General features: G+C 32.7%; 13 protein-coding genes. 4 read left to right on the forward strand and 9 right to left on the reverse strand.

Going from position 1 to position 15,103, the window contains the following annotated elements:
* Positions 1-7 precede the first annotated feature (7 nt).
* A complete protein-coding gene (locus AC1DY0_RS01505; protein ID WP_477186921.1) occupies positions 8-3,022 on the reverse strand; it encodes a tetratricopeptide repeat protein in 3,015 nt (1,004 codons plus the stop codon).
* A gap of 476 nt (positions 3,023-3,498) precedes the next feature.
* On the opposite strand from AC1DY0_RS01505, the gene AC1DY0_RS01510 reads away from it, so the two are divergent.
* Both AC1DY0_RS01510 and AC1DY0_RS01515 read left to right on the forward strand, forming a co-directional pair.
* Positions 3,499-4,182, forward strand: a complete 684-nt coding sequence (locus AC1DY0_RS01510) for a cell division ATP-binding protein FtsE (RefSeq protein ID WP_477186922.1) — start codon at positions 3,499-3,501, stop codon at positions 4,180-4,182.
* Positions 4,182-5,069, forward strand: a complete 888-nt coding sequence (locus AC1DY0_RS01515) for a glycosyltransferase (protein ID WP_477186923.1) — start codon at positions 4,182-4,184, stop codon at positions 5,067-5,069. The genes AC1DY0_RS01510 and AC1DY0_RS01515 overlap by 1 nt, the downstream gene beginning before the upstream one ends.
* Here AC1DY0_RS01515 and AC1DY0_RS01520 read toward each other — a convergent pair whose 3' ends face one another.
* The 3 genes from AC1DY0_RS01520 to AC1DY0_RS01530 are packed head-to-tail and all read right to left on the reverse strand — an operon-like array spanning position 5,070 to position 7,677.
* On the reverse strand, positions 5,070-6,164 hold the full coding sequence (locus AC1DY0_RS01520) for a glycosyltransferase family 4 protein (protein ID WP_477186924.1): 1,095 nt from the start codon (positions 6,162-6,164) through the stop codon (positions 5,070-5,072).
* A complete protein-coding gene (locus AC1DY0_RS01525) occupies positions 6,161-6,565 on the reverse strand; it encodes a sugar 3,4-ketoisomerase (RefSeq protein ID WP_477186925.1) in 405 nt (134 codons plus the stop codon). Before AC1DY0_RS01525 ends, AC1DY0_RS01520 begins: the two co-directional genes overlap by 4 nt.
* A gap of 2 nt (positions 6,566-6,567) precedes the next feature.
* Complete coding sequence (locus tag AC1DY0_RS01530) at positions 6,568-7,677, reverse strand: glycosyltransferase (RefSeq protein WP_477186926.1); 1,110 nt, start codon at positions 7,675-7,677, stop codon at positions 6,568-6,570.
* Positions 7,678-7,717: 40 nt separating this feature from the next.
* Between AC1DY0_RS01530 and AC1DY0_RS01535 the strand changes: the two genes are divergently transcribed.
* Positions 7,718-8,605 (forward strand): glycosyltransferase family 2 protein, encoded by an 888-nt coding sequence (locus tag AC1DY0_RS01535; RefSeq protein ID WP_477186927.1) that lies wholly within the window; start codon positions 7,718-7,720, stop codon positions 8,603-8,605.
* Between the two features lie 17 nt (positions 8,606-8,622).
* On the opposite strand, the gene AC1DY0_RS01540 is transcribed toward AC1DY0_RS01535, so the two are convergent.
* From AC1DY0_RS01540 to AC1DY0_RS01560, 5 genes are all read right to left on the reverse strand, one after another.
* Positions 8,623-10,122: an oligosaccharide flippase family protein gene (locus tag AC1DY0_RS01540; RefSeq protein ID WP_477186928.1), complete on the reverse strand. Its 1,500-nt coding sequence runs from the start codon at positions 10,120-10,122 to the stop codon at positions 8,623-8,625.
* A gap of 1 nt (position 10,123) precedes the next feature.
* Positions 10,124-11,137, reverse strand: coding sequence for a glycosyltransferase family 2 protein (locus AC1DY0_RS01545; protein WP_477186929.1), 1,014 nt, complete (start codon positions 11,135-11,137; stop codon positions 10,124-10,126).
* Complete coding sequence (locus AC1DY0_RS01550) at positions 11,128-12,228, reverse strand: DegT/DnrJ/EryC1/StrS family aminotransferase (RefSeq protein WP_477186930.1); 1,101 nt, start codon at positions 12,226-12,228, stop codon at positions 11,128-11,130. The genes AC1DY0_RS01545 and AC1DY0_RS01550 overlap by 10 nt, the downstream gene beginning before the upstream one ends.
* Entirely contained in the window at positions 12,225-13,202 is a 978-nt protein-coding gene (locus AC1DY0_RS01555) for a GNAT family N-acetyltransferase (RefSeq protein WP_477186931.1), read from the reverse strand. The genes AC1DY0_RS01550 and AC1DY0_RS01555 overlap by 4 nt, the downstream gene beginning before the upstream one ends.
* Positions 13,203-13,541: 339 nt before the next feature.
* Entirely contained in the window at positions 13,542-14,147 is a 606-nt protein-coding gene (locus tag AC1DY0_RS01560; protein ID WP_477186932.1) for a trimeric intracellular cation channel family protein, read from the reverse strand.
* Between the two features lie 154 nt (positions 14,148-14,301).
* Between AC1DY0_RS01560 and AC1DY0_RS01565 the strand changes: the two genes are divergently transcribed.
* A complete protein-coding gene (locus AC1DY0_RS01565) occupies positions 14,302-15,087 on the forward strand; it encodes a TrmH family RNA methyltransferase (protein WP_477186933.1) in 786 nt (261 codons plus the stop codon).
* Positions 15,088-15,103 lie beyond the last annotated feature (16 nt).

Consider the following 15,103-nt stretch of genomic DNA (forward strand, 5'->3'; position numbering starts at 1 on the left):
CTGCTTTCTATTTAGTTATGGATGAATTTGTTTTGGCTTCCTCAGTTTTTATCTTGCTTAATTCAGTTTTGGCTTCTTCAACCACATCCGAATAATCAGTGAAGTTTTCGATTACATTATCTAAAACATAAGTTGCTTGATAACTATCTTTCAATCCGTAATAATTCTTTGCCATTAGAACCAAACCTTTGGCACCAAAATAACGGTAACTCGAATAGTTTTTGGCTAATTTTTGAATCGCAGTATTCGAAATCTCAAATTTTCCGTCTTTATTTTTAAAATAAGCATCATAATACAAAGCTTCCGCAGCGAGTTCTCCTTTACTTACCGTTAATAATTTTGCGTAAGCAGTTTTAGCTTTCGCTTCGTCACCGGATTGCATGGCAGAACGGGCAACAATAATTTGTGCATCACTTTTTACATTCTCTTCCGCTTTAGGATTGGCCAAAACTTTATCGGCATAAACCACCGAATTTGGATAATCCTTGGCTTCATAATAACATTTCATCAAATTCGCTTGCGCAAAAGTCTTATTCTGTGGAAAATCTGCTTCGTTTTCTATGCGGACCAAAACCGGAATTCCTTTGTCGCAATTTTTATCTTTCAAAAATATTTGCGCCAATCGAACCAAAGACTGCTCCGTATATTCACAACGAGGCTGGCTTATTACATACTCATAATTGGTAACCGATTTACCTTCCGAACCTTCGGCATAAAGCAATTGTGCCAATTGAAAATTAGCTTTCAGAATATGAACTCCATTCGGAAATTTTGAAACATAACCAGAATAACCAGAAATAGCTTGTTTAGTATTTGCCTGTTCAAATTGTTTTTCAGCAGCCTCAAAAGTATCGTTATCCAATTCCAAATCGGTAACTGCCACAAAATCTAATGTTCTTACCCAAGTTGCGTATTCATCTACTTTTCCGTTATCCACATAAATCAATCTRGCAGTAGAAACTGCTTCGTAAGCTTCGGGAGTTTTAGGAAAATCGGAAGCCACTTTTTTGAATTTAGCCAAAGCCAAATCGTTACGATCCGAATTGTAATATATCAATCCTTGACGCAAAATAGCTCTTGAGGTGTAGGAACTATTTTTTAGAGTCGTCACTAATTTATCATAGGCTTTTATAGCCAAATCCTGTTTGTTATCGGCCACGTAGGTATTTCCTAATTCAAACAAAGCATCATCTTGGTAATCTGATTTTGGATACAATGTCAAAAATGCATTGAGTTCTTCTATCTTTTTACTGTTTTTCGAAAGAAATCCGTAGCAAAGTGCTTTTTGAAAATAAGCGTAATCAGCATCTACACTTTTGGATTCTATTACCTTAATATAAGCATCTAAAGCTGATTGATATTTGGTTGTTACAAATCGGCAGTCAGCAAGACGCAAATAGGAATCATTCAGACGAACCTTATCCGCTTTATTATTATCTATCTGACTTTGGAAAGAATTCCCCGCAGCATCATATTCTTTCAACTTAAAATTAGCGTAAGCAATATTATAGTTTACATTTTTGAACTCAACAGTTTCTTTGGCTTTCGCCAAATCCGAGAATTGCTGATAACTCAACAAAGCTTCTTTGTAATCTTCCAAATTATATTCAGACTCAGCTTTCCAAAAAGAAGCTCGGGCAGTAATCGTAGGATCTTTTTGTTCCTTAATTGCTTTTTCAAACATCGACAGGGATTCTGTGTAATTCCCTTCAGTATATAATTCCAATCCTCTATAGAAAACTACTTTTTGATAGGCAATTCTATTTTCTGGAGTTTTATTTTTTTCTAATAAAACCAATGCCTCTTTGTAGTTTTTGGATGAAATATAAGAATCAACCAATAGTTTTTCTATGACATCATTATTTGGATTCGTTGGGTATTTATTGATAAATCCCAATAAAATTTCAGGAACACTTTGATACGAATTTCCAATTTCATAACTCAATTTGGCGTAATTGAAACTGGCATCTTCCTGTAATTTTAAATTAAAATTCATTTCGGAAGCATTCTTGAAAGCATTCAAAGCCTGTTGTTTTTTCCCAGATTCTAAATAACTTTCTCCCAAATGGTAATACGCATTCTGGGCTATGAAATCATTTCCGTCAATAATTTTATTGAATTGCGAAATGGCATTTTCATAATCCTTTTGTACATAATAAGCATATCCTAATTGATAGAAATCGGTATTATTCCACTTTCCTTTTTTGCCTTTATATCCAACTAAATAAGGAATTGCCTTGTCGTATTGTTTTAGATTAAAATAGCTTTCGCCGATAATTTTATTCAATTCTGATTTTTCTTCAGGAGTGGAATTCGGTATTGCTTTGATTCCTAAATCGATAGCTTTTTGAAAATCCCCCGATTTAAAACTCATATCCGATTTGTAATAAGATAATTTTTCAGAGTACTTTTCATTACCGGAAACTTGGTCAAATTGTTTATTAGCCTCTACATAATCATCAGATTCGTAGGCCATAAACCCCATATAATATTTGCTCTGCGTCCCGTATTCATCGGTATTGGCGACTTTACTAAAATATTTTTGGGCTTCTTTTGTTTTTTTGGAATCAAAATAAGCATATCCTTTTTGGAAATTATACTTGTTACGTTCACTGTCTCTTAGAACGCTTTCATCTACCCTATTAAACCATTGCAAAGCTTCTTTGTAATCTTTATGGTCGAAATAATAATAAGCAACATCAATAAAGGCTTGATTTTGCTTGCGACTTGCAGGATATTCCTCCACGAAACGATTAATCAGTTCTTCGGCATTATCCTGATCGGTGCGAATGGCACAATTAGCAATGTAATAGGCACAATCAGATTCCAATCCTTCGGTCGTAGCAACATCTTGAACATTTTTAAAAATGATTTGCGCCGAAGCATATTGTTTGTCCTCATATAAAGAAAGTGCTTTATCGAAGTCTTTTAATGAGTAAGTATAAATGGTTGATTCTTGTGAATAAAGGGATGTTATTTGAACAGTAAAAAGGATTAAAAAAAGTCCGGGAAGTTTACGCATTGTCGTTTTTTTTATAAGTCAAATATATTGTTTATGTCTTTTATAACGAAAGCCCGGAGGCTTTTATTATAAACTTTTTTCAAACAAAAACCCACAGCCCGTCTATCTCCTTTGGGGTGAAGCGTTTTGTTGAAATTTGAATTTTGTTTTATTTTGGAAACTGAGTGCGATTTTTATTTTTTTCTCTTTTTGGAATGATAATAAAAAAGCGAAATATCTCCTTTTAGCCCCGATAGCAATGAAAATCCTTATGTGCTGGGGTTCGGCACATAAGATTACTTCACTATACTTTTATTTCCATCGGAGTTCAGTGAACTTCGTTTGTAACGGATAGCGGGACGATGTTGACAAAAATGCAAAATGTTTCTGCTCCAAAAATTAATAACATAGAATACAGGTTTGAAACTTAATTTTTGCATTTTACTTTTGTATTTGGATTTTATCTTTTTACTTTTACCCAATAAACAAATTCTATTATGTCACAATCTGTACTGTCTTTAAAAAACGTAAACATATATCAAGAAGGAAAAATCATTTTATCTGATGTTAATCTTGAAGTCAATCACGGCGAATTCATATACATCATTGGAAAAACTGGTTCTGGAAAGAGTAGTTTATTAAAAACATTATATGCTGATTTGCCATTAACGGAAGGAGAAGGTAAAATTGTAGAATTTGATTTGGCTACTTTAAAAGAAGATGACATACCGTTTTTGAGAAGAAAATTTGGTATTGTTTTCCAAGATTTTAAATTACTTCCAGACCGTAGCGTTAAAGACAATATGCTTTTTGTTTTGAAAGCTACCGGATGGACGGATATAAACGAAATGGATGCCAAAATAAACGAAGTACTTGACAAGGTAAATATGAAAGACTTTGCAAGCAAAATGCCTCACCAACTTTCTGGTGGAGAACAACAACGAATAGCTATCGCAAGAGCGTTATTGAACGATCCGGAATTTATCCTTGCCGATGAACCTACAGGAAATTTAGACCCGCAAACCAGTATAGAAGTTCTTGAAGTTTTAAGAAAAATCAACGCTAATGGAAAAACAGTCATTATGGCAACTCACGATTATGCATTGTTAATGAAGTTCCCAAGCAAAACTTTAAAATGTGAGGATGCAACCATTTTTGAAGTGGTACAAAGAACGGTGTAATGCTATCGATTCTTATTCCTGCTTACAATTACAATACATTTCCGCTTGTTTTAGAATTACATAAGCAATGTTTAGATTGTGAGATTGAATATGAAATTTTGTGCCAAGATGACGCTTCAAATTCAAAATGGAATATTGAGAATCAAAAAATAAATTCCCTAGATAATTGTACTTTTTTCATAAATAATTCCAACCTCGGAAGAGGAAATAACATCAATTCATTAGTAGAAAAATCAAAATACGATTTTTTACTTCTAATGGATTGTGACACTTTTCCGACCCAAAATGATTTTATTCAAAAATACTGTGAAGTAATTCCAACAGCATCAGTTGTATTTGGAGGCATTCAATACGAGAAAAAAGCCCCTAACAAAGAACAACTTTTACGTTGGGTTTATGGAAATAAAAGAGAAGCTCATTCGCTTGAAAACAGGAATAAAAACCCTAACAACAATGCATTGACTTCCAATTTATTAATTAAAAAAGGAATCATCTCACAATATCCTTTTGACGCAACCATTACAAAATATGGTAATGAAGATTTGTGTTTTTTATCTGTATTAAAAACAAAAAACATTAAAGTTTCTCATATTGATAATCCAACTTATCATTTGAATTTAGAAACTTCTATACTTTTTTTAGAAAAAACAAAAACAGCTATTGAGAATCTTGTTTACATTATCAATTCTGGAAAGTTTCCTGCTATCGAAAGTAAAATTAATTCCGCTTATGTTGTTTTAAAAAAACTAAAACTCGTTGCAATAATGGCTTACATTTTCAATAAAACAGAATCGAAGATAATTTCTAATTTACTTTCTGAAAAACCTTCTCTTTTCTTATTTGATCTTTACAAATTGGGTTATTATTGCAAAATTCAATCCAAGTAATTATTTGTTTAGCAAGGTTTCAAAAAGTGATTTCCATTGTTGCATTATACTGTCCAAATCATATTTTTTCACACTCTCTTGAGCATTTTTCCCCATTTTCATTCTCAAATTTTCATCTTCGATAAGCAATTCCAGTTTTTGAAAAAATGAATCTACATTTCCGTCTTCAATCAAAAAGCCATTCTCCCCTTCTTCAATAATAGCTCTTGGTCCTGTTGGGCAATCATAGGCAACACAAGGCAGACCAGAAGCCATCGCCTCAAGCAACACCATAGGAAATCCTTCGGAACGAGAAGTCATAACATATACAGATGAAGCCAAGTATTTTTCTGAAATATTCTTTATGGGTTCGTTTAAATTCACATTGGATTCCATTACCAACTCAAGAACCGTTTGTTTCAAATTCGTCACTGATTCTCCATAAATATCTAAAGTCCAATCAGGATATTTCTCAACCACTTTCTGCCAAATAATCAATAATCTGTCCAAACCTTTTTCATAGGAATTTCGAGCAATCGCGATTACTTTTTTGGATTTTAGCTCAGCTCTATTATCATTTTGTATCCAGGAAGGATTTGATATTACCAAACCATTTTCTACATTCCATTCATTCAAACTTTCATCAGACAAAGCCACTAATTTCGAGAACTTATTTGCTCCAAAATCTTTGAATTTATATTTAAGGGAACTTTTGAATTTTGAAATAAAATCCGATTCCAATTGTTTTTCTTCAATGTATTTTGAACCGTGACATTCAAAAATAATCGGAATTGCATCAGACAGAATAAAGGGAATTGTATAGGCTTTCAAACCATTATCACAAACAATAATTACATCTGGCTGAATGTTTTCTATTTTACTTTTTAAAGAATTACGAAAAGAACTGAAAAAATTAAAAATTGTTCCCTCCAGGATCATATCATCGAAAACGATATTTTTATGGAAAGAATAGAACAACGGAAAGTTTCCTTGATTTTGAGTAAGAATATGAACTTCATAACCAAACTTCTCAACAAGGTAATTCAGCTTTAACGATAGAACTCTAGCGACTCCACCTTCATTATTTAGTTTGGGAACTATATAAAATAATTTCATTTTTTGGTGCTCAAGAATTCATCAAAATCTCTTATATAATCTTCTTCCAAAAAATCATCAGAAGCCAAAACCAAACAAACAGCACCCGAAGAAAAATTTTCCAATTCACGCCAAATACCTGTGGGAATAAGCAACCCAACATTCGGTTTATTCAACAAATAACGTTTCTTCTCAATTCCGTCATTTACGGTTACTTCAAAACTACCACTCAAAGCGATAAGCACTTCTTGCTGATTTATATGGGAATGTCCACCTCTAAATGCACTACTTGGCACATCAAAAAGATAATAGACACGCTTGAATTCAAAGGGCAAAAAATCACTTTGAATAATTCCTAAATTACCTCTTACATCTTCAACGACAGGTATTTTTAATAACTGAATAGCATTTAGTGTTCCCATCCTTAAATCGTATTAATTTGCATTAAATCCAACCATTGTTTCCCTATTGTATCCAACAAAAATGGAGTTACACTTTCTTTTGCATTTTGCTTGCAATATTGATATAATTTTTCATCTTCAACCAGTGTATTCATAGCTTCGGTAAGTTTTTCTATATTCTGATCTTCAACCAGAATTCCATTTTTTAAATTACTGATAGTTTCTTTTGGACCACTAGGGCAATCAAATGAAACTACTGGAGTACCACAAGCCAATGACTCTAAAATAACATTTGGCATTCCCTCATTTTTACTACTTAAAACTAAAAATCGAGCATTTTTCAAATATTTGAAAGGATTATTTTGATACCCTAAAAAATGTACAAAATCAGTTGCATTACACTCTTTTGCTACTTTTTTCAATTCTTTGCTATCTCCCTCTCCTACTATCACAAGATGAATTTGTTTATCCATTAAAACAGAATTGGCATAACTCAAAATCAATTTATCAAACTGTTTTATATTATTTTCATATTGCCCGATTGCAATTATGTATTCAAAATCAATAGCAATTGGTTCATCGCACTTTTGATTAATCTCCTCCAAATTAACAGGATTTGAAATTGTTACAACATTATTCAACTGATGCTTTTCTACAATCAATTCTTCCATTTGATTGGTTATTGCCACATTGGCATAACAGTGATTGTACGTTAATCGTGTCAACCAAGAATTATTTGGCATATAATGGTCAATCAAAAAACTATGGATTGTAAAAATTGTTTTAGTATTATAAATAAATCTGGCTAAAATTAATTCCTGAATAACTTTGGTTCGAAAGCGAAAATCAATAATAAAATCAAAATCATTATCGTTTAGATATTTTCGCAACGAAATTAGTCGCTTAATTTTATTGAATATTCCGTTAGTTTTATTCTTCAACAAACCTAAATTAACCAGTTTCCCGGAATAAGGATAAGAGACCTCATCCAAAACAATAATAATATGAACATCGATATTATTTTTTGCAAAGAAAACAGACAAATTGGCCATTACTTTATCGCTGCCGCCGCCACTTAATCGATAACCGACTAATGCAATTTTATATTTTTTGTGGGGCAATATCATTTTCATTTTGTTATTTTCGTCTCAAATATAGCTATTTTAAAAAATAATGCAGAACAATCCACTCGTTACTATTATTTGTTTGTGCTACAACCACGAAGCCTACGTAGTTGAGAGTTTAAATTCTGTCATTAATCAATCATATCCTTCTATAGAACTCATTATAGTTGATGATTGCAGCACCGATTCTTCGAAGATCATCATTGAAACTTGGCTCGAAAAAAATCCCCAAATTCAGTTTATAACTAATGAAACCAATTTGGGAAATACCAAATCCTTTAACAAAGCGCTAAAACTGGCCAAAGGAGAATATGTAATCGACTTGGCTGCTGATGATATTTTATTGCCCAATTGCGTGACATTACAACTTGAAGGCTTCAAAAATAGCCACTATAAAAATCTTGGTGTGGTTTATGGAAATGTTGAATTAATTTCTGAAAATGGCACATTCGACTCATATTATTTTCCTGTAAATGAGCAAAAAAAAGTAATCGAAAACAGAATTACAGGAGACATTTATCAATCGGTTCTTTCTGGTGGTAATAGTATTTGCTCCGTATCTGCAATGATAAAGAAAACAGTATTCGACCATTTACAAGGATATGATGAAACACTGGCTTATGAAGATTTGGATTTTTGGATTCGGGCTTCCCGCCAATATGAATTTGATTTTATTGACAAACTCCTTATTCAAAAAAGAATAGTTGCAAATTCTTTAGGGAGTGATTTCTCCAAAAAAAAAGGTAGCCGAGCCAGAAAAATAAATCATTCAACATACCTAATCCTAAAAAAAACAATCGCACTAAATAAAACCAGAGAAGAGAATAAAGCTCTTTTAAAACGTATTCATTATGAAATAGTGAAAGCTTATCAAACATTTGACATTTTGACATTGATCAAATATATTCCTTTGGAGCTAAGACTGAGGTTTTGTTAAACTCAGCTCATTTTTTGTTAATGACGCTTAATCTTATTTCTAATTTTTGCATAGAAAGAAGAAATATCGATTCTTTTGTCCAGCTCTCTGAAAGAATAAAAAACAGACAGAGAAGACAAAATTCCCAAAATTAAATAAGCTAAGGGATAATCCACAAAAAAAACTACTAAGCAACTTGTCAGTCCTATAAAAAGAGAGAATAAAAGAATTTTTAAGGTGTCTTTTCTAATACTGAAATTAAATCTTTTATTCAGAATTCGATAAATATATATACCGGATATAGTAAAATTGAGAACACTGGCTAATCCTATTCCCTCTAAACCATATAAACGATAAAAAACTATAGTCATTGAGATATTTAAAAAATCGCCCAATAATTCTTGCTTGAAATATAATTTATTCTGGCCCTTTGCCAAAATAATAAAAGCCAACGGCCACATAACTGTTTTTATAATCACCGCAAAAAGGGCTGCTTTAAAAATCAATGTAACATCTAAGAAATCTTTTGTATATAGAATTTCTATCAAAAAGGGAGAAAACAAATACAAAAGGGAAATTAAAGGTGTGACTAATAATAATCCAATTTCTATTTGGTCATTCACGATTTGATTTACCTTAACATCGTCACTTTGTATCGTAATCAATCTCGGGTAAAAATCAGTCCCCATAGCATTAAAGACTAAACCAACATATGTCAATAATATAACTGAACTTACTTCATAAAAACCTAATATTTCAGCAGTTGCCCCATTCCCATTCAAATACAATTTGATGATATAATTGCATATTTGACCAAATATCACATTTATAGACAACAAAAAACCTACTTTAAGCAATGGTTTCCCTCTCCTTATTGTCTCAGCAAACGAAATATTTACTTCTATTATATTTATATTTCGGGTATAATACAGATTAAAAAGCAAACCTATAAGACTTGATAGTAAAATGACAGGAACAATGCCGTCAAACTTAAAAAAATAATAAATCGGAATCGTTACCAAAGTTATGAATACTGAGCTCAAAACATTCGAAACAGCTATAAGTTTAACCTTCCTCAAACCTTGCAACATAACAGATCTTCCAGCAGAAATACTCACCAAAATAAAATTTACGGAGAGAATGACAAACCAAAAATAATTTTCATCTTTTCCAAAGGTCCATCTACTCAACAATTTTGAAAATAAAATAGCCACTATAGCTCCAAACAATCCAACAATAAAAAACCATCTCTGTAAGACTGTCAAACGTTCCGAAAACATTTTCTCATCATCATTTGAATGGGATGAACTAACCTCTCTAACCCCAGTGATATTCAATCCAAAATTTGTTACCGAACCAATAATCCCCATAGTATTATTCAAAAGTCCAACTGTACCAATACCAACTGGACCCAAAAACAGGGCTACAAATTTAGTACCGATAACACTAACAACCATTTTGAGAACTTGGGCAAACCCAAATAACCCAGTGGCTTTAATAATTTCTTTATGTGAACTATCCGTGTTGTTATTCTGCATATCAATCAATTATACACCCAAAAGATGTGTATTGTAGTTTGAATCGTTCCACCCATTTTTTCCATTCTTCAACATTTGCTGAAACAGAATTTTTCTCTTTTAGTATTTTTTCTATTTTCTCCGCATTCAAATCATTCGGAAAATTGTCCATTTCATCAAACTGTCCTTCATACCAAGCTTCATTGATAATTTTATTAAACGCCAACATATCAATAGAAGCATTTTCATAATTCTTGTGTTGATTCGTAGCAGCTGAAAGAAAGCTAGTCTTTACAATCTCCTTATTAGTTCTTCCAAAAGCTGCATTTTTATTTTTATCCAAAAAATTAACTGCATTATAAAGCTGAAGTCCTTCATCTATAGTGTTGCTATGATTTTTCCACAAACTCAAAAAATATTCACGTTTAAAAACAGCACCTGCAACCGAGTAAATGGCATAATAACTTAAAACCCTCGAGCTAGTATATATTTTAAAGAATGCTAATGTCTTTCTAATTTTGAATCGGAAATAAACAAAAATAAACTTGTACAATAGTGGTTTTCGGGTATAAAGATTCGGTTTATAAATACTGAAAAACGATTCTTCTTTTACTATTTTATCTGATATTAATATGGGATTTCCTAGCCAAAATAACTTAAGCATTTGGAGGTTATTAGCCTTTAAAGAAATTTTCAAATCATCCAAATTAATATAATCAGTCATCCAAATATCGTCCTCCAATAACACAAAATAATCAGAGGCATTCTTAGCAGCATCAATCCATAAATCGATAGGGACTTGCGGATTTAACTTTTGCCCATCATTCTCAATTGCATTTACTTTTTCATTATATAAAAACGATTTTAAAATTGTGATGTCCGAATCTTTTTCTAATATCTTTTCTAGATATTTTTCAGGCGTCCCATCATCAAGAATTATAATCCGATAATCAGAATTCACAACAAACCTTCTAATACTCTGAACACATCGATCTAAATAATATGGTCTATTAAATGATTTTATTATTATGTCCATAAATTCAGCTTTTCAATTACAAAACTCACCTCATCATTTGTCATTACTGGACTTATTGGCAAACTTAAAACTTCATTATGTATTTTTTCGGTAATTGGAAAAGACAAATGATTCCATTCTGAAAAAGCTTTTTGCTTATGCGGAGGAATTGGATAATGAATCATCGTTTGAATTCCGTTATCCAACAAATATTGTTGCAATTGATATCTGTTTTGAGTTCGAATAACAAACAAATGAAAAACGTGATTTTCTGAAAAATTCCAAAATGGCAATGTAATCTTATCATTTTTTATTTCTGACAAATAGCGCTTGGCAATAACTCTTCTACTATTGTTTTCTGTATCTAAATGTGGTAATTTGACATTCAAGAAAGCGGCTTGCAATTCGTCTAATCTAGAATTTACTCCTATAAATTCATTTTTATATTTTACTTCAGAACCGTAATTGCGTAAAGATCGAATGATCTTTGCCAATTCAGCATCATTTGTGGTAACCGCTCCCCCATCTCCCAAAGCTCCCAAATTCTTCCCGGGATAAAAACTAAAAGCTGCGGCATTTGATAAATTTCCAGATTTTCCAAAACCAGAAACGGCACCGTGAGCTTGTGCTGCATCTTCGATTACCAATAAATCATTTTGATTTGCAATTTCATTTATCCTGTCCATTTCTGCTAATTGACCATAAAGATGAACTGCTAGAATTGCCTTGGTTTTAGATGTGATTTTTTCTGCAATCAGATTGGGGTCAATATTATATTTTTCTAGTTTTGGCTCAACCAAAACAGGAATTAAATTAGCTTCCAAAATAGCCAAAACACTGGCGATATAGGTATTTGCGGAAACAATTACCTCATCTCCTTTTTGTAACATCCCTAATTGAATATAAGCTTTAAAAACCAACACCAAAGCATCAAAACCATTGCCTACTCCTACGCTATGTTTTGTTCCGCAATAGTTAGCAAAACTACTTTCAAAAGCTGTAACTTCATTGCCTAAAATATACCAACCATTCTCTAAAACCGATTTCATTTTTTGCTGAAAATCAATTTCATAAGACTCATTTATTTTTTTTAAATCGAGGAATTGAATCATATTAAAACACTTTCTAGTAAGCTATAATTTGCTGTTTCTACTTCATAAAAATCGTGAACAATTGTACTTGCACCAAAACCTTCTTTCCAATAAGACAATCCATTATTCAGCTTTCGCCCTTGATCTTCATTAGAAATTCCAAAATCAAAAAAACGCTTACTCTTAAAAACTTCAGTCAATAAATAATGATGTAATAAGTCAAGACCTCCTAATTCGTTTTTATCATCTTTTCCCGAAATATACTGACTATGAGCTACCATTGAACTTTCAAAAATAGTGGTACCAGCAACAATAACTCCATCTTCATAAACATTAAATTGACGAATTCTTTCTGGAAATAAGCCTTTCAGTTTGGTTATTTCTTCCAAATTATGAACGGGTTTGGCTTGATGTTTTTGTGCTAGATTTGGAATTAATATTTCATTCCAAAAATCATTGAAATCATCAACTTCTACAACATTCAATCCATTCTTCATTCCTCTTTTTACCCCATTTTTTCTGTCTTTTGATAGAGCATAAGACTTTGACAAATCAATAGTAGCCAAAGCATCTCTTCTAATTAACCGAGCATCTAATAAAAACAAGACATAATTTAATTCTTCGGCTGGTTTGTTGTGATAAATGGATGGAATTAATTTTAACTGTAATTTTTGAATGTTAATATCATTCAAAAAAGACAAAACACTTTTAAAGACTGCAATAACTGATGCCAATTTTATCTTCTCCTTATAAATCAAACCTCCGTATGTCAGCCCTTGATGCGAATAAATTGCATTCTCCACTTTATTGGCAGGTAAAACAGCGACTAACTTTTCCTTTTCATAAACCATCAGGGAAAAATCTTCAAATCGGTCTTTGTGGTAGTCCATAAAATCACGATGAAACAAGAAAGTAGCATTTTTGGCCTGGCTTATAAAAGCATTCCAATTCGCATATTCTTTTTCTTGATATCGTTTTACGGTATAGTCTTTCACAATTGAGTATTAAAGAGTGGAAAAGTAAGCAATTAGGGCAATATTCTAAATACGAATGGCGAAAAATCTTTACTTCCTTTAGCCGCAAATTACAAAAAGGTTCAATTTTTCATCAAGTCAGCAAAATAGCGCATCCGCAAACAAAACAATGCCCTGATACGAGCTTCGGACTCCCTGATACGGTCTTCGGAAGGCCTGATGCGAGCTTCGGAACGCCTGATGGGGTCTTCGGACTGCTTCGAACTAGCTTCGGAAAGGTTAGAACTAACTTCGGACTGCTTTAAATAGTCTTCGGACTGTTTCGAACAATCTTCTGACTGAAGAGATAACTAATTTTCTTTATCGTTTATGCTCTATAGGAGAAAAATGCCACTTATATTTTACGGCCAATAAACGAACGACGATAATAACCAATGAGGTAATGAGGTATAAAATTTCATTCTCCAAATTCATTTTTCGTAGTATAAAAAATACGATTCCTCCCAAAATACAGATAGTTGCATAAACTTCCTCTCGAAAAATAACCGGAATCTCGTTACATAAAATATCCCGAATAACACCTCCAAAGCAGGCTGTCATGGTTCCTAAGGCGATACAAATAGTTGGATGAAGTTGGTATTCTATTCCTTTTTGAATTCCGATTAGGGTAAAAACACCCAATCCAATAGTATCGAATAAGGCTAATGAAGTGCGGAGTTTATCTAATCTTTTTCGGAACAATATTGTCAAAATAAAACCTAACGTAATCACATACACATAGGTCAAATCCTGCATCCAACCAACAGGTGTGCGACCTATCATAACATCACGCAAGGTTCCTCCTCCTACTGCGGTTACAAATGCAATGATAAAAACACCAAACGGATCCAATTTTTTACTCATTGCGGTTAACGCACCTGACATTGCAAATGCCATAGTTCCAATAATATCGAGTAGGTGAAACATTTAGATTTTAAATTTTAGACTGCAGGTTTTAGATTGCAGATTGCGGTTAGGATTTCTTGTCCAAAATTAAATAAAAAACGACTTACTGCGGATTATTTTAAGAATTTAAAAAATGGTAGTAACTTAGCACCTTAGTAACTTAGCATCTTTTCTTTTGAAACAAATCACTTCCATCCAAAATCCTTTTATAAAATCCTTGGTATTATTGCAGGAAAAAGCAAAAAACCGTAAACAATCGGGAACGTTCTTGATTGAAGGAAAAAGAGAAATTTCACTTGCCTTAAAAGGAGGATATGAGATAGAAACGATTTTGTTTTTACCGGAAGTTTGTTCGGAAACCGAAACCCGCAAATTATCAAATAACGCCGAATTGATAGAAATTAATAAAGATGTCTATCAAAAGCTTGCATATAGAGATACTACCGAAGGGATTTTGGCTATAGCCAAAGCCAAATCGATGCAGTTATCGGATTTACAATTATCCGAAAATCCATTGATTATTATTGCGGAAGCTCCTGAAAAACCTGGAAACATAGGCGCTTTACTACGTACCGCCGATGCTGCAAATCTTGACGCAGTAATTATCGCCAACCCAAAAAGCGATTTATACAATCCTAATGTGGTTCGCTCAAGTGTTGGTTGCTTGTTTACCAATCAGATTGCAACAGGAACTACTACCGAGATTATTAATTTTCTAAAAGAACGAAACATCAATTTTTATTGCGCCACGCTGCAAAATTCCACTTCCTATCATACACAAGATTACACTTCGCCAACAGCATTGGTTGTTGGAACAGAAGCCACAGGACTTACACAGGAATGGCGCGATGCTGCCACCCAAAATATTATCATCCCAATGCAAGGAGAAATTGACAGCATGAACGTATCTGTTGCTGCCGCTATTTTAATATTTGAAGCCAAAAGACAAAGGGGATTTTAAATTTTAGAATTCAGAT

The organism is Flavobacterium sp. P1_E4, assembly GCF_056405915.1.